Here is a 14,770-nt window from a genome sequence, read left to right as displayed (position 1 = left end):
CGGGCATGGCTGGCCAAGGAGGCCGACCCGGCGGGCGCGGCGGCCCGCCCGGCTCCGCCCGGCGGCGACGTGCCGCTCGCCGCCGTGGCCCTCCCGGCGTCGCCGCCTCGGGGAGGGGCGACGGGAGCCGCGCTGGACATGGGCACAGACGCCTCCACGAGTCCGTGGTCCGGGCCGCCGCGGCCGCCCGGACCTGGCCGTTCGTTCGCGTTCATCTCCGGTCGGCTACCGCTGCCTCGCCAGCAGGTCGTCCGCCTGCTTCGCGGCGTCCTCCAGGGCCTGCTTCGGCGTCTTCTTGCCGGTGAGCGCGGCCTGGATCTCGGTGCGCAGCAGCGCCATGACCTGCCGGGCGGCCGGGTTGGCGTCCCCCGGGTAGGTGTACTGCAGGGCCTCGGCGAACTTGGCGGCGCGCGGGTTGGGCGGCGGGACCTTCACGTCGGTGCGCGGGGACAGGAAGCCCGACGCGGTGCCGAGGCTGGTGATCTGCTTCGGGTCGATCATGAACTTGAGGAACTTCTCGGCCGCCGCGGTGTGCTTGGACCTGGCGTTGACGGCCAGGCCGCCGGGGATGCCGAAGCCGACGCGCTTCCTGCCCTCCAGCGGCAGGCCGACGACGACGTTCTCCTGACCCCAGGTCTTCGCGGCGATCTCGGCGTCGGCCGGCACGTTCATCAGACCGGCGGCGACCTGCTGCCTGCCGAGCGCCTGGTCGGCGACCACGTTCTTGTTGGTGAGCGCGCTCTTCGGTATCGCGCCCTCCTTGTAGAGGTCGGTGAGGAACGTGAGCGCCTCCAGTCCCTCCGGGCTGTTGAAAGCGGCCTTCTCGCCGTCCGGGGTGAAGACGCTGCCGCCCGCCTGCCACAGCAGCGGGTAGAAGTTCATGTTGAGCGAGGCCTCGGAGGACGCCGAGTAGTCGAGGGTGGCGTAGCCCTTGGCCTTCAGCTTCGGCGCGGCCTCCCTGATCTCGTCCCACGTCTGCGGCGGCGAGGTGATGCCCGCCTTCGCCAGCAGCTTCTTGTTGAAGATCATGCTGGTCACGGTGTGGTAGATGGGGACGGCGTAGAGCTTGCCGTCCACGCTGAGCGCGCTGAGCGCGTTGGGCAGGAAGGCGCTCTTGGTGGCGGCCACCGCGTCGTCGACCGGCTTGAGCGTGCCGTTGGCGACGTACTGGGGGACCTGGTCGGGGCCGAGCAGGACGACGTCGGGGCCCTTGCCGCCGGACAGCGCGGTGGCGACCTTGGTGTCGCGCCCGTCCCACGGCTGGAGCTCGATCTTGAGGTCGGTGCCGGAGTGGGCGGCCTCGAAGTCCGTTTCGATCTTCTTCCAGTACGCGTTGTTCGCCTGGACGTCGGTGATGACCGGATACATCCAGAGGGTCAGCGACTTGTCGGAGCCTCCGGAGCCGCCGCAGGCGGCGGTGAGCCCGGTGGCCAGCGTGAGCAGGGTGATCGACGCGGTGAGGCGGCTGCGACTGATCTTCATCGAGACGGGACCCCTTAGTTCGAGGTGACGCGGGGGCAGGGGGCGAGCGAGGCAATAACGGTCTAGGCCGAAAGTAGCCGTGCAGGATTTCGGGTGTCAATGCCTGCGAGTGATCCGGAACATCTCCGCGCCGCCACCGGAATCCGGTGGTCCGCCGCCGCACGTCGGACACCGCGGTTCGGATGAGCCACCGGGCGCGCCGATCCGGGCGTGACCGGGGCGAGCTCGCAGATCTCGCCGCCGGCCAGGCGCGCGGACGCAACCGCGCGCGCGGGTGCGGCGATGCCGGGTGCCGGGGGGTCCTTCCGGCGTCCGGATCGAGGGCGTGCGGGCTCGTGTCGGCGACTTCACCGCTTTCGGTCAGGGCCGATGACGACCGAGCCGCTCGCGGCACCATGCCGCACATGCCCTTCAGGCGCCCGACGGTGCGCGGCGTGCCCGAGAGGGCGCGGCGGCATCCGGCACGGCGTTCATAGGGAGCCGCGGCGAAGCCCTAGGAGAGGCGTGGGGAAAGGTCTTCCGGATCGTCCAGGACGCCGTCCGCGTTCCGAGAGCGGGGTGACGGCAGGCCGAACAGCTCGGCGGCGTTGCGCCAGGCGACCCGTTCGGCCACCTCGTCGGAGAGGTCGGCGGCCGCGACCGCGCCGAACGCCGAGGCCGGGTCGATGAGAGTCGAGTCGGTGCCGAAGAGAAGCTGCCGGGGAGCGACGGCCGCCGCCACCTCGGCGAACCGCCCGGCCGGAGCCTGCGACCAGCACGGTTCGAGGTAGACCCGGTCGCAGCCGTTCGCCGCCTCGATCGCGTGGCGGTACCCGTCCGCGCCCATGTGGCCCGCGATCACCTTCAGGCCCGGGGTGTGCGCGCAGAGCGCGGCGAGGTCGAGCACCGACGTCCCCCACGTGTGCACGAGCGCCGGGCAGTCGAGCGAGGCGACCAGGGCGAGGGCGTCGCGCATCTGCGGCGAGGTCACCGGCGACCCGGTGTAGTCGGTGTGGATCTTCGCGCCGACGAACCGCCCGGTGGGCAGGTAGGCGGTGAGGTCCTTCTCGGCGTCGGCGAGCCGCCGCGGGTTGACCGTCACGTACCCGTAGAGCCGGTCGGTCGTCTCCAGCACCTCCGCCAGCGCGCGGTTGCCGCGCGGCGCGTCGTAGATGACGGCCTCGGTCGCCGACACGATCGCCATGTCGATGCCGTAGCGGTCCATGACCCGCAGGCTCAGGCCGGTCACGTCCATGGTGAAGAACCACGGGCCCCAGTGGGCGTGCACGTCGATGATCACGAGGCGGCTCCGGGGGCGAGTCCGAGGAGGCGGCGCGCGGTGCCGCCCGCGACGGCGGCGATTCCGGCGGCGTCGAGGCCGCCGGTCGCCAGGCGCAGCAGCGGCACGGTCGTCTCGGTGTGCGGCGTGCGCGAGCCGAACACCAGCCGGTCCGCGCCGAGGTGGGCGGCCACGGTCTCCAGTGCGTCGGGGGAGTTGAGGAGGCGGGTGGAGGTGTGGAAGCCGGGCTCGTCGGCCGCCGCCACCAGGAAGTCGCCCAGGTGGTAGAAGTGCGTGTCGAGGAAGACGACGGTGGCCCCGAGGCCGCCGAACGGCCGCCAGAACCGCCGCACGTCCCCGCCAGTGAGAATGACGAGCCCGTGCGCGGCGGCGCGCTCGGCGACGTGCCGGACGGACGGGAATCCGGCCTCGACGTTCTGCTCGTCGGGGAACAGCCGCACCGCCCGTACCGACAGGGCGGCCAGCCGGTCGATCTCCGCCGCGGCGCCGATCGGGTCGCGCAGGTCGAGGGCACCGACCGGCACCACCTCGGGACGCTCGGCCGCCAGGGCGAGGACCTCGTCGTTGCCCGAGGCCATGTCGAACAGCGCGGCGCGCAGGCTCGCCACCGCCGCGCCCGTGACCCGGTGCGCGGCCAGCGTGCCGAGGACCTCCTCGGGCGCGCCGGACGGGCCGTCCCGATCCGGATGGGCACCGACGAGGACGTCGAGATCGAGCGTGACGGTGAGCTCACCGATCAAGCGATCCGTCGAGAATGCCGTCATCGAACCACCAGCTTTCCGATATCGGTCATGACCCTAAGCGGGGGTCTTCCTGGGAGCAAGGGCGAGAAACCGTTGACGAGCATCGACACCTCTGTTTACGGTCCAGGCCATAAGTCTATTGAGGAGGTACGGCATGCCTTCCAGCCGTTCCCACCGCCGGGCCCGGGCCGTGATCGTCTCTGCCCTCCTGGCCGCAACCGCGATCCCCCCTGCCCCCGGGGCCCTCGCGGCGACCGCCTCGCCGGCGTCCTGCTCGGCGCCGGGCTACACGACGTTCGGCCCCGCGTCACTGACCGGCGCGATCGTCGGGGCCACGGTGCACGACGGCAGGGCGTACGTCGTCACCCGCGGCCTGAAGCCGCCGCTGCTCGCCGAGATCGACCTCGCCACCAGGAAGGTGATCCGCGAGGTCCGGCTGCCCGACGCGCCCGCCGCCGGGGAGGCCGAGGGGGCCTGGGCCACCACCGTGTCCGGCGGCAAGATCTACATCGGCACCTACCCGGTGCCCGACCTCTACAGCTTCGACCCGGCGACGGGCGAGGTGAAGCACCTGCGCTCGTTCGGCCGCAACGGCGGCTTCGTCTGGAGCCTGGCCACCGCGCCCGACGGCACGATCTACGCGGGCACCTACCCCGACGGCAGGGTCTGGGAGTACGCGCCCGCGACCGGCGCCGTGCGCGACTTCGGCGTGCTCGCCGCAGGCGAACGCTACGTCCGGGCCGTCACGGCGGACGCCGACAATGTCTACGCGGGGCTGCTCGACAAGGGCAAGCTCGTCGCCATTGGCCGCTCGGACGGCTCCGTGCGCGAGCTGGCGCAGGGCACCACCGGGATCGGCGCGGTGGCCGAGCACGGCGACCGCGTGCTCGCCGGGAGCGGCACGACGCTCCTCGACGTGCGCAAGGACGGTACCGATCCGCGCTCGGTCGACCTCGGCGGCGTCACCCTCGACACCATCGCCTTCGGCGCCGACGGCACGGCCTACCTGGCGTCCCGGCCCAACGGCACCGTCTACCGCTACCGCACCGGCGACGCCTCGCCGACCGAGCTCGGCACGCCGCGGCTCGGTGAGGAGACGCGCAGGCTGGTACCGGACGGCGACCGGCTCACCGGATTCGCCGGCAGCGGCGGCATGTGGACGATGGACCTGACCACGAAGGCCGTCACCTACACCGACCTCATCGAGGCCGGCCTGACGACCGGCTCGGAACGGCCCCAGTCGATCCTGCTCGACCCGGGCCGCCGTGAGCTCTACGTCGGCGGGCACTACTCGGTGACCGTACGCGACCTGCGCACGGGCGGGCAGCGGAGGCTGTGGGTGCCGGGCGAGCCGAAGGCGATGGTCCGGCGCGGCGGCAAGGTGTACGCCGCGATCTATCCGAGCGGGCAGATCATCGAACTGGACCCGGGAACCGGCCGGATCCGGAGCCTCGGCTACCTCGGGCAGGGGCAGCAGCGCCCGTGGGATCTGGAGTACGACCCCCGCACCGACAAGCTGCTCGTCGCGACGGCGCCGCTCGGCGCCAACCTCAAGGGCGCGCTGTCGGTGGTCGATCCGGACACCGGCGACAAGCAGGTGTACGTGGACGTCATCCCCGACCAGGCTCTGATGAGCCTCTCCCTCGACTCCGCCAACGGTGTCGTCTACCTGGGGGGCGACGTGCTCGGCGGGGGAGGAACGCCCCCTACCAGGACGTCCGCGTCGGTCGCCGCGTTCGACCTCGCCACCCGCAAGGTCCTCTGGCAGGTCGACCCCGTTCCCGGCTACCGGACGTTCCAGGACGTCAAGGTGCACGACGGCGTCCTGTACGGGGTCTACAAGCGCACCGCGAGCTGGTTCGCGATGGACCTCGCCACCCGGACGATCACGCACCGGGGCCCGCTGCCCGGGTACGGCGAGATCGAAGTGCATCGCGGACGGGTGTTCACCTCGACCTACTTCGGCGGGGGCAACGTCCACGTACTGGGCACCGAGGCCAAGCTCGTCGCGACCGGCCTCGGCGACGAGTGGTACACCGACCCGCAACTGGCCTTCGAGCCCGGCTCGTGGGACGCCTGGGCCCTGATCGGCCGCGACCTGGCCCGGATCAGGCTCGATCCCCGGTGCCCTGCACTGACGGTCCCCGCCAGGGTCACTCCGTGATCGCGATGCGGACCAGATCGCGGCCCTTCACCCCGTAGAGCGCGCGGCGCGAGGGGTCGAGTGCGAGCTTGGGCTCGCCGCCGAACCACTCGCCGGCCAGTCCGCCGGCGATGGCCCTGACGGTGAGGGCGGCCAGGTCGATCTTGTAGACGGCCTGGCCGTCCGTCGTGTACGCGCTGCGGCCCACGATGTGGAGGTCGGAACCCCGCGCGCCGACCTTCACCGTGCGGGTCACCTTCCTGCGGCGCAGGTCGAACTCGAAGAGCACCCCGGTGTCGGTGACGCCGTAGACGGCCCGGTCGGTGTGCGCGACACCGGGGACGACCTTCGCCCCGGGCACCGGCTCCACCTGCCACAGCAGCCTGCGGCGCCGCAGGTCGTACGCGGCGAGCCGCGCGGTCGTCGTCACGGGCGCCAGGCCGAGCCCCTCCTGGATGTTGGTGCCGATGTAGGCGACGCCCCGCCGGCACGTCACCGCGTAGAGGCTCTGCCGTTCGACCACCGGGCGGTGCGTCTCGAACCGTCCGGTGCGCGGCGAGTAGAGCGACAGCGCGCCGTTGACGTGCCCCGGCTCCGGCTGCGTCGTCATCGCGATCAGGCCCGTCGCCGGGTCGTACGCCAGATCGCGCGGCCGGTCCTGCTGGTTCCCCGTCTTGGCGAGCAGGGTCGCCTCGGCGTCGCCCGGCCGGTGCGAGTAGAGCAGCCCCTGGGTGTAGACACCGAGGTAGGTGCGGTCGCGCACGGTCAGCGCGGTCTTGGGCTCTCCGGGGATGCCGAGACGCGTGCGGGTGCCGGCGGTGAGGTCGTGGACGTCGGCACCGCCCTTGCCTCCCACATAGACGCGCCTGCCGTCGGAATGGACCGACATGGGCTGCTCCGGCGCGGCTCTGAACCCGCGCTGGACGAGGTTGACGTAGTCGAGCGCCTTGGTGGCCGGGTCGAACACCAGGACCGCGCCGTCCTGCACCCCGTACACCTTCCCCTCGTGCGCGAGCAGCCGGTGCGTGGCGGCCTCCGGTTGCGCGATGCCGAGCGCTTCCACCTCGCCGCCGTCGTGTGCGCAGCGGTAGAGCATGCCCGAGGGGCGTCCGGTGAAGTAGACGAAGCCGTCGTGGAGGAGCACCGACGGGACGTACTTCTCGGACGTGGTGATGATGCGGTGGTCGGCGGGGTCGCCCTTGGACATCACCAGGACCTCCCCGTTGGACGAGATGCCGCCCGCGATGTGCGTGCCGGAGACGTCGAGGCTTGCCACGAAGTCGCGTCCCGCGAGCGCGGCAGGGAGGATGTCGCGCTTGGCGCCGGTGGCGCGGTCGATCGTCACGAGGTGGGCGTGCGCGCCGACGCCCGCGTAGATCGTGGTCTCGTCGGCGGCGATGCTGCGAACGTACGCCTCGCCCTCGACCGTGACGCCGAGGTCGCGGCTCTCACCGCTGGCCGGGTCGTACTCCACCACGCGGCCCGGCTCGGAGATGGACAGGAAGACCTTGCCGTCGGGAGACGCGGCGAGGTTCCAGATGAAGTGGTAGGAGTACGCGCCCACCTTGGACGCCGATCCGGTCAGCGTGTCGAGGCGGTAGAGGTCGGACTGGCTGTGCGTGCCCACGTAGACGTCCGTGCCGACCTTGCACATGGCCCAGACGCCGATGCCGGTCGGGATGTCGACGTGGGCGGTGACGGAGTCCTCGGCCAGGTCGTACGCGCCGACGACGTTGGGGGACAGGCCGCGGGTGCCGGCGTACAGCACCCCGTTCACGAACTCGCCGTTGCCGAGCGGGGTGGTGACGCTGGCCGGGCCGAGGTCGGTGACGGTCCCCTCCACCTCGTTCGGGGGCCGTTCCGAGGCGCTTGCGAGCCGGGGGGACAAGAGGGGCGTACCGCCCGCGACGGCGGCCGTCGCGGCCGTCTGGAGGAACTGGCGACGCTGGATCACGAGAAGAACCTTTCGGTCAGGACCGGAAGTCTCTCTTCACACTAGCGCTCCCCTGTCTTTCGGTCAGGGCCCAAATTCCTGGAAGTGCCGGAGGATGGATCGCGGTGTTCCCCTGGATCTCGCCATCACCGTCTGGGAAGGCGCCGAGATGAGCGAACCCAGCGTTCCGCCAAGACAGGCTCACCCCGAGGGCGCAAATTTCCCGGCGCCCGCACCGCGATGGCCCGCCCGCCCACTGAAGTCGGCAGACGGGCTTACTCCGATCGAGCCGTGCGCCCTCGCGAGTTCGATCGGAGCCTGCTCGCCCCCGAGATCTGCGCGAAGTCGCGGACCATGGTGCTGTCGGTACCGGTCGGCCAGAAGGGCGCACAGATCATTGGTGGCATGCCCGACACCGGCACTGTGACGACGTGAGGGTTGTCCGGACGCACCCCACCTACCGTCAGGTGGATCACATCGCCCTTGGCGACCAGGACGATCGCCTCTTCGAGCGACCCGGACCTGTGCCGAGGTACCCGGCGCAGTGGGACACCGCCAGGAGTGGCGCGGGGGATCCACAGATCGGCGAGTTGCTGCCGCATGCCGCTCGGATACAGGATCTCGTGACCGGCCAGTTCCTCGGCGTCGATGACGGCGCGTCGCCCCAGCGGGTGCCCGGCCGGCACCAGCGCGGCCCGCTCTCGGAGGAGCCACGCCGGACCGACGGCGAGGCCCATGGCCTCCACTTCCGCGGTGTCGGCGGGCAGCCAGCCGACGAAGACGTCCACCGGCCAGTCCTTCCCCCAGCGCGACGGGTCGGTGTTGGGATGCGCGGAACGCACCACGGCGCAGTGCGGCCGGGCCCGTTCGAACGCCTGGATCGGCCCGTCGACCACGGCGCTGAGCAGGCTGGTCGCAACACCGACACGCAGTACCTGGGTACTCGTACTCTCTCGTGCCTCGTCCAGCGCCCGTTTCATCCGTTCGTACGCGGGCCGCAGTTCGGCGCTCAGACGTTCGCCCAGTGGCGTCAGCCGGACCTGCCGGCTCGTCCGCTCGAACAGCGGAGCGCCGACCCGGCGTTCCAGCGCGCGCACCGCCTGGCTCACGCGCGAGGTGGACACGCCCAGTCGCCCGGCCGCGCGAGTGAAATGCAGCTCCCCGGCGACCTGCAAGAACGCCTCGATCTCACGCATCTCCATGTGCTCATTGTGTCGTCCCACTTAACGATCGTGCCGCGATCCGTCCTTGATCGTCTCCTCCGGCAGAGCCAGCCTGGAAGGACTATGGGACTCGAAGAACACCTTCCCAGCGGCTTCCTGCTCACGACCGTCGAGACGATGGCCGGCTGGGCGCGTAAGTCGTCGATGTGGCCGATGACCTTCGGCCTCGCTTGCTGCGGCATGGAACTCATGGCCGTCGGCGACCCGCGCCACGACTTCTCGCGGTTCGGCATGGAACGCGCCTCGGCAACACCCCGCCAGGCCGACCTGATGATCGTCGCGGGCCGGGTGAGCCAGAAGATGGCGCCGGTGCTGCGGCAGCTGTACGACCAGATGACCGAGCCGAAGTGGGTCATCGCGATGGGCGTGTGCGCCTCGTCCGGCGGAATGTTCAACAACTACGCCGTCGTGCAGGGCGTCGATCACATCGTCCCTGTGGACGTCTACCTGCCCGGCTGCCCACCTCGCCCGGAGATGCTGCTCGACGCCATCGTCAAGCTGCACGACAAGGTGGAGAACAGCAAGCTGGGCGCGCACCGCCGCGCCGAGGTACAGATGGAGGAACGAGCCGTCCTCACAGGACTTCCGCTGGTCAACGAGCGCTCCGCCGCAGAGTGAACAGCGGGCCGCCGCTTCGGGGCCTGGTATTCCAATGACCGCATCCTTGGCGGCGACAGGTTCTTCGCGGGAACCGGCGGCGAATACCCGGGTGCACGGGACGGAGTGCGACGGCGGCGCCGGGTCGGCCGGGCAGAGGTCAAGCCAGATCTGGCCGAGGGAACGTCGTGTTCCCTGATCGCGGCGGCGGATATGTGGGGAGCGTGCGGCCGGTCGATGAGGGGCACCGGCTCATCGAGGCGCGGGGGCGCGCCCGGACCTCGGCTCACCGGTATCCGGGATGCCCCCGCCGCCGTCTTCCGCCGATCGGCAGTCCATCTGGCGCCGGGCTGACCATGGCGCTTTCCAGCGCCGAGCGTCCGGGCGGACTGCACCCGGAGATTGTGGCGAGCGCGTAGCCGGTGCATAGAGCTCGCGTATACCGGCCACCGCGGTGTCGATCTTCTCGCGGGCGGTGCCGTCGGTGGGCAGGGCGCGGAGGTGATCCAGGATTTCGCGCAGGTGGTCGACCGCGTCGGCCTCGTGCGGGCGCTGCCGGGTGATGGCCCGATGCGCTCGTAGCGGTGGGTAGAGCTTGTCCACGTCAGCGACGGACCGCTCGAACCCTTCCATCGCCCCTGGGTCACCCTGGAGGGCCCGGGGCAAGAAGGCGAGTGCCGCAGTTGAGCGGCGCCGCAGGACGTCTCCGGAACGAAACGGCAGCACGAACCAGGCGGACGCGACACCGATGAACGCTCCGGCGACGACGGCCGCCATCCGGGTCCAGAGCAGGGACATCGCGGACTGCCCGAAGTACCCGTACAGCAGGGCCAGGGCCGCCGTGATCCCACCGGCCCAGTACGCGTAGCTCTTGGGACGCGACCAGACGGCGACACCCAGCACGACGAAGATGAGCGCGACGGACCACCGGTTCCCCGGACCGAACACCCCTGCCAAGAGGGTGGCCAGAAGGGTGCCACCGGCTGCTCCGATCGTGCGCAGAAAGCCTCTGTACAACGCGTCTCCCTGTCCGCGGGCGCCGTTGCACACGATGAACGCGGTAAGGACGGCCCAAGACCAGTGGCCGGGGAAGAGCACGTGGCTTGCGGTGAACGCGGCGGCCAGGGCGACCGCCATCTGGGCGGCCATCCGTCCACTGACCGGGCTCCGTCGCGCCGGTCCCTTCGTGCTGGCAGGTCCGGTCGTGGCCACGCGGTCGGCGATCAGTTGGAACGCCGTCACCCAGAGCCACGCGATCAGTGCCATGACCGGCACCCACACGACGTCTCCCGCTGTTTGCATGTGCGGGACGACGAGAAGGGCCACGGCCGGGAGCGTCATCAGCGTGCCCGCGCGCGCGAAATGGCGCCCGAACCTGCGGATCCAGATGGCGGACGTGACGAGCAGCACGAAGGCGGCGTCGCCCACCACGCGGTGGTCGGACATGAGCGTCCCCACCAAGGTCGCGGCAAGGGAGACGAGGGGCATGACGACGCAGGCGGTGAGCCTGTCAGCCAGGGACATGCCCTGCTGGGCTCCCGCGAGCATCAGGGACAGCACGACCGCCTGTATGACGACGTTGGCCCCTAGGTGGGCAGGCTGTTCCAGTGCAAGCGCCGAACCGAAGGCGGCGAGCACAGCCGCCATGGTGACGACGACCGGCGGAACCGACCGGACCCGCGCTCGGACGAAAGCCACGATCGCCTCCTCCTACTACTAAGTGATAGCTTAGCAATATGGAGCGGGTACCAACGGAGGTCGTGACGGAGATCCGGCACGGGATCATGCGGGTGTCGCGCCGGATGCGCACGGCCAGGGCCCCCGAAGCGCTGAGCTCGAACAAACTCACCGTGCTCGGCCACCTGCACCGGAACGGTCCCAGTACGGCGGGCGAGGTCGCCGGGGCGGAAGGGCAGCGCCCGCAGTCCCTGACGCGTGTGTTCGCCGAACTGGAGGCCGAGGGACTGATCTCCCGAGCCCGCGCCGACCGGGACAGGCGCCAGATCGTGCTGGCCATCACCGAGCAGGGTGTCGACGCGTTGCGGCGCGACGTCGCCGAGCGCGACGCCTGGCTGGCGGGAGCCCTCGCCGGCCTGTCGGAGACCGAACTCGATCTCCTGCGGGTCGCCGCCCGCCTCATGGAACGTCTGGGGGAATAGTTCGCGCTTACGTAATGATTTCCAGGTAGGGAGACGCGCATGCGCTGGCCCGATCACGCCAACGGCCGCGTGGGGGTAGCGAGCGGACCCGGCGACGGTGTCCGGGCCCGCTGCGCGAGCGGTGGGCCTTCCGGCCTTATTTGAGGCCCGAGTGGGCCAGGCCCTCGACGAACTGGCGCTGGGCGATGACGAAGACGGCCAGGACCGGCAGCACGGTCATGGTGGCGGCGGCCAGTTGGGTGTTCCACATCTCGGCCCCGTAGGAGTCGGTGAACCGGGTGAGCGCCTGCGGGAGTGTGAACAGGTCCGGCGAGGTGAGGTAGACGGTGGGTTCCAGGTACAGGTTCCAGGAGGTGAGGAAGGTCAGGATCGCGACCGCGGACAACGCCGGTCTGGCCAGCGGCAGGAAGATCCGCCACCAGAGCGCGAGGCGGCCGAGGCCGTCCAGCCGGCCCGCCTCCTCCAGTTCGGCCGGAAGGGCGATGAAGAACTGCCGCATCATGAAGGTGGCCAGGACGCACGGTCCGGCCAGCGCGGTGACCAGGATCAGCGGCCAGTGCGTGTTGATCATCCCGGCGCGTTTGAACATCTGGAACAGCGGCACGATCGTCACCTCACTGGGCACCAGCAGGCCGACCAGGACCACCAGGAACAGGGCGTTCGCGCCGGGGAAGCGGATCCGGGCGAACGCGTATCCCGCGAGGCTGGAGACCAGCAGGGTGATCAGGGTGACCAGGACGGCGATGTAGACGCTGTTCAGGTACTGCCGGGCGAACGGCTGGAAACCGAACGCCTCGGAGTACGCGGACAGGGTCGGGTCGCTGGTCCACAGTGACGGCGGGGATTTGAAGATCTCGGGCAGCGGCTTCACCGAGGCCGCCACCATCCAGACCGTCGGCACCACGAACGGAATGGCCAGGACACCGAGCGCGGTCAGCAGGGCCACCCGCCTCAGGACGCGGGAGGGCGGCTTACTCCTCATGGAACACCCACTTACGACGCAACTGCCACTGCACCAGCGTCAGCAGCATGACGAAGGACAGCAGCAGCAGTGCCAGCGTTGAACCGTAACCGATGTGGTTGAACTCGAAGGCCTGCTGGAAGACGTAGTAGACGAGCACCGTCGTGCTCAACTCCGGGCCGCCGCTGGTCAGTACGGCGATCTGCGCGAACGACTGCAATGCCCCGACGATGGTGATGATCGCGGTCAGCAGCACCATGGGGGAGATGAGCGGCAGGGTGATCCGGGTGAAGATCACCCTGTTTCCCGCGCCGTCGAGGCGGGCGGCTTCGTACAGTTGCGCCGGCACGCCCTGCAGGGCGGCCAGGAAGAGCACCATGTTGACGCCGACGCTGCGGACCACCTGGGTGACGATCACCGACACCATCGCGGTGTCGCCGCGCTGGAGCCAATTCGGGCCGTCGATGCCGACCACGCCGAGAACCCCGTTGATACCCCCGTTGTCCTGGAGCAGGAAACCCCAGACCAGCGTCCAGGCGACCACGGAGACGACGACCGGGGAGAAGAACAGGGTGCGAAAGAAGGTCGCGCCGCGGAACCGCCGGTTCAGCAGTACGGCGAGCAGCAGGCCCAGGCCGATGTTCAGGACCACGACCCCGCCGCCGAAGACGGCGGTCGCCCGCAGTGTCGTGGGGAGTTGCGGATCGTCGGCCAGGGCCTTGTAGTTGTCGAGTCCGACGAAGGTCTGCTCGCCGGAGAAGACGTTCCAGTCGTTCAGGCTGTACCAGATCGCCAGCCCGACAGGGATCAGCACGAACAGCACGACCCCGACGAGCTGCGGAGTGATGAACAGGTAGCCCGCGAGCACGTCTCGGCGCCGGCTCGTCCAGAACGGCGCCTTGGAGGTGTTCCGGGCCGTGGCCGGCGTCCGGGAGGCGTCCGGTGCCCTCGCTCTGGTCTTCGTGAGGCCGACCATGGTCACTTGGCCAGGAGCGGTTGGATCGCGGAGCAGACCGACTTCAGTACGGCGGGGACGTCCGCGTCGGCCTTCCACATCGCGTCCAGCGAGGTCTTGCCTTTCTGGGCGATCTCGGCCGGGTTGGTGTGGTTGGGCAGGGTGACGGCGTTCGGCAGCTGGTCGACCACGGCCTCCTGGAGCTGCGTGGCGGTCAGGAACTTGTTGCCGGCGGCGAGCTTCGCGCCGGTGAGCATCGACTTGCGCGGCGGCGGGAAGAACTGCGCCAGCTTCTCGGAGTTCGTCGGGTTCGTCAGGTAGGCGAGGAAGTCGGTTGCCTGGGTCTTGTGCTTGCCCGCGGCGAGAACCCCCATGCCGGCCTGGCCGATGACGGAGTACTTACCGGCCGGGCCTGCCGGCAGCGGGTACAGCGTGTACTTGAACTTGCCGGTGAGCAGCGAGGAGCGGGAGACCTGGGCCACGGTGAAGGCGGAGTCACCGGCGAAGAAGTCGGCCGTCGTCCCGGGGCCGGGCATGGCCTGGGTCTTGAACACGGCGTCGTGCAGGAAGGTGAACGCCTTCTGCATCTGGGGGCTGGTGAAGGTGCAGGTCTTGCCGTCCGGGCTCCAGGCGGACGCGCCGAAGCCGGTCCACACGGTGGCCAGCATGTTCCACGACTTGTAGTCGAAGTCCCGGATGACGAAACCGGCCTTGCCGGTGTCCGCGCGGACGGCCGCGCCGGCGGCGGCGACCCGGTCCCAGGTCAGGTTCTTCGGGTCGATCTTCTGGTCGGCCTTCGCCAGCAGGTCGGTGTTGACGTACAGCGCGTACGGAGAGGTGGAGAACGGGTAGGCGTACAGCGTGCCGTCCCGGCTGAACTCCTTGGTCGCGCTGGCCTCCAGGTCGTCGTACCGCCAGCCGGGGGTCGCCTTCAGCTTGCCGGTCAGGCCGACCAGCGCGTCGGATGCCATCAGGTCCCTCGACAGGTCGCCCATCCAGGCCAGGTCGGGAGCGTTGCCGCCGGCGATCTGGGTGGTGAGGGTGGTGTTGTAGTCCTCGAAGGGCAGGCTCTCGAAGGTGATCGAGGAGACCTCGGGGTGCTCGGCCCGGTAGGCGTCGGCGATCGAGCCGAACAGCTTGAGCTGGTCCTGGTTCGAGGTCCAGACCGTCATCCTCAGCTTGACGTTCCTGGCGTCGGAACCCCCGGACCCATCGGTGGGCGAGCCGCAGGCCGCCGTCAGTGTCAGGGCGCTCGTCAGCGCGAGAGCGCCGACGAGCCTTCTCGTTCTGTTCAT

Annotated in this window: 12 protein-coding genes; 3 read left to right on the top strand and 9 right to left on the bottom strand. The window is 70.2% G+C overall.

What is annotated here, in order from left to right; genetic code table 11:
- Window positions 1-225: 225 nt before the first annotated feature.
- From ABWI04_RS22350 to ABWI04_RS22340, 3 genes are all read right to left on the bottom strand, one after another.
- Window positions 226-1,482 carry an ABC transporter substrate-binding protein gene (locus ABWI04_RS22350; protein ID WP_353833657.1) on the bottom strand — a complete coding sequence of 419 codons (1,257 nt, stop codon included), beginning with the start codon at window positions 1,480-1,482 and terminating at the stop codon, window positions 226-228.
- A gap of 493 nt (window positions 1,483-1,975) precedes the next feature.
- Window positions 1,976-2,761 (bottom strand): amidohydrolase family protein, encoded by a 786-nt coding sequence (locus ABWI04_RS22345; RefSeq protein WP_353833656.1) that lies wholly within the window; start codon window positions 2,759-2,761, stop codon window positions 1,976-1,978.
- Window positions 2,758-3,501, bottom strand: a complete 744-nt coding sequence (locus ABWI04_RS22340; protein ID WP_353833655.1) for an amidohydrolase family protein — start codon at window positions 3,499-3,501, stop codon at window positions 2,758-2,760. The genes ABWI04_RS22345 and ABWI04_RS22340 overlap by 4 nt, the downstream gene beginning before the upstream one ends.
- A 157-nt stretch (window positions 3,502-3,658) precedes the next feature.
- Between ABWI04_RS22340 and ABWI04_RS22335 the strand changes: the two genes are divergently transcribed.
- Complete coding sequence (locus ABWI04_RS22335) at window positions 3,659-5,668, top strand: hypothetical protein (protein ID WP_353833654.1); 2,010 nt, start codon at window positions 3,659-3,661, stop codon at window positions 5,666-5,668.
- Here ABWI04_RS22335 and ABWI04_RS22330 read toward each other — a convergent pair.
- Together ABWI04_RS22330 and ABWI04_RS22325 are read right to left on the bottom strand one after the other, a co-directional pair.
- A complete protein-coding gene (locus ABWI04_RS22330; protein WP_353833653.1) occupies window positions 5,658-7,601 on the bottom strand; it encodes a twin-arginine translocation signal domain-containing protein in 1,944 nt (647 codons plus the stop codon). The genes ABWI04_RS22335 and ABWI04_RS22330 overlap by 11 nt on opposite strands.
- Window positions 7,602-7,855: 254 nt before the next feature.
- Window positions 7,856-8,782 (bottom strand): LysR family transcriptional regulator, encoded by a 927-nt coding sequence (locus ABWI04_RS22325; protein WP_353833652.1) that lies wholly within the window; start codon window positions 8,780-8,782, stop codon window positions 7,856-7,858.
- Between the two features lie 84 nt (window positions 8,783-8,866).
- Here ABWI04_RS22325 and ABWI04_RS22320 point away from each other — a divergent pair, with 84 nt between their 5' ends.
- Window positions 8,867-9,421 carry a NuoB/complex I 20 kDa subunit family protein gene (locus tag ABWI04_RS22320; protein ID WP_353833650.1) on the top strand — a complete coding sequence of 185 codons (555 nt, stop codon included), beginning with the start codon at window positions 8,867-8,869 and terminating at the stop codon, window positions 9,419-9,421.
- Between the two features lie 231 nt (window positions 9,422-9,652).
- Here the strand turns inward: ABWI04_RS22320 and ABWI04_RS22315 are convergent, their stop codons facing one another.
- A complete protein-coding gene (locus ABWI04_RS22315) occupies window positions 9,653-11,098 on the bottom strand; it encodes an FUSC family protein (protein ID WP_353833649.1) in 1,446 nt (481 codons plus the stop codon).
- Between the two features lie 38 nt (window positions 11,099-11,136).
- Between ABWI04_RS22315 and ABWI04_RS22310 the strand changes: the two genes are divergently transcribed.
- Complete coding sequence (locus ABWI04_RS22310) at window positions 11,137-11,559, top strand: MarR family winged helix-turn-helix transcriptional regulator (RefSeq protein ID WP_353833648.1); 423 nt, start codon at window positions 11,137-11,139, stop codon at window positions 11,557-11,559.
- A gap of 136 nt (window positions 11,560-11,695) precedes the next feature.
- On the opposite strand, the gene ABWI04_RS22305 is transcribed toward ABWI04_RS22310, so the two are convergent.
- Genes ABWI04_RS22305 through ABWI04_RS22295 form a run of 3 tightly spaced genes read right to left on the bottom strand, consistent with a single transcriptional unit; the run spans window position 11,696 to window position 14,770 of the window.
- The gene (locus ABWI04_RS22305; RefSeq protein WP_353833647.1) at window positions 11,696-12,541 is read right to left on the bottom strand and encodes a carbohydrate ABC transporter permease; all 846 of its coding nucleotides are present in this window, start codon (window positions 12,539-12,541) and stop codon (window positions 11,696-11,698) included.
- Window positions 12,531-13,496 (bottom strand): carbohydrate ABC transporter permease, encoded by a 966-nt coding sequence (locus ABWI04_RS22300; RefSeq protein ID WP_353833660.1) that lies wholly within the window; start codon window positions 13,494-13,496, stop codon window positions 12,531-12,533. The genes ABWI04_RS22305 and ABWI04_RS22300 overlap by 11 nt, the downstream gene beginning before the upstream one ends.
- Before the next feature lie 2 nt (window positions 13,497-13,498).
- Complete coding sequence (locus tag ABWI04_RS22295; RefSeq protein ID WP_353833646.1) at window positions 13,499-14,770, bottom strand: ABC transporter substrate-binding protein; 1,272 nt, start codon at window positions 14,768-14,770, stop codon at window positions 13,499-13,501.

The sequence above is a fragment of the Actinomadura sp. NPDC000929 genome, from assembly GCF_040492065.1.
GTDB lineage: Bacteria > Actinomycetota > Actinomycetes > Streptosporangiales > Streptosporangiaceae > Spirillospora > Spirillospora verrucosospora.
The sequence above is the reverse complement of the archived record's forward strand: the minus strand, read 5'-3'. Positions and strand labels throughout refer to the sequence as shown.

What these genes read in the sequence shown, in the direction of transcription:
- ABWI04_RS22310 (WP_353833648.1), top strand. Translation starts at nt 11,137, where the DNA reads ATGGAGCGGGTACCAACGGAGGTCGTGACGGAGATCCGGCACGGGATC.
- ABWI04_RS22305 (WP_353833647.1), bottom strand. Translation starts at nt 12,541, where the DNA reads ATGAGGAGTAAGCCGCCCTCCCGCGTCCTGAGGCGGGTGGCCCTGCTG.
- ABWI04_RS22295 (WP_353833646.1), bottom strand. Translation starts at nt 14,770, where the DNA reads ATGAACAGAACGAGAAGGCTCGTCGGCGCTCTCGCGCTGACGAGCGCC.
- ABWI04_RS22335 (WP_353833654.1), top strand. Translation starts at nt 3,659, where the DNA reads ATGCCTTCCAGCCGTTCCCACCGCCGGGCCCGGGCCGTGATCGTCTCT.
- ABWI04_RS22350 (WP_353833657.1), bottom strand. Translation starts at nt 1,482, where the DNA reads ATGAAGATCAGTCGCAGCCGCCTCACCGCGTCGATCACCCTGCTCACG.
- ABWI04_RS22325 (WP_353833652.1), bottom strand. Translation starts at nt 8,782, where the DNA reads ATGGAGATGCGTGAGATCGAGGCGTTCTTGCAGGTCGCCGGGGAGCTG.
- ABWI04_RS22300 (WP_353833660.1), bottom strand. Translation starts at nt 13,496, where the DNA reads ATGGTCGGCCTCACGAAGACCAGAGCGAGGGCACCGGACGCCTCCCGG.
- ABWI04_RS22320 (WP_353833650.1), top strand. Translation starts at nt 8,867, where the DNA reads ATGGGACTCGAAGAACACCTTCCCAGCGGCTTCCTGCTCACGACCGTC.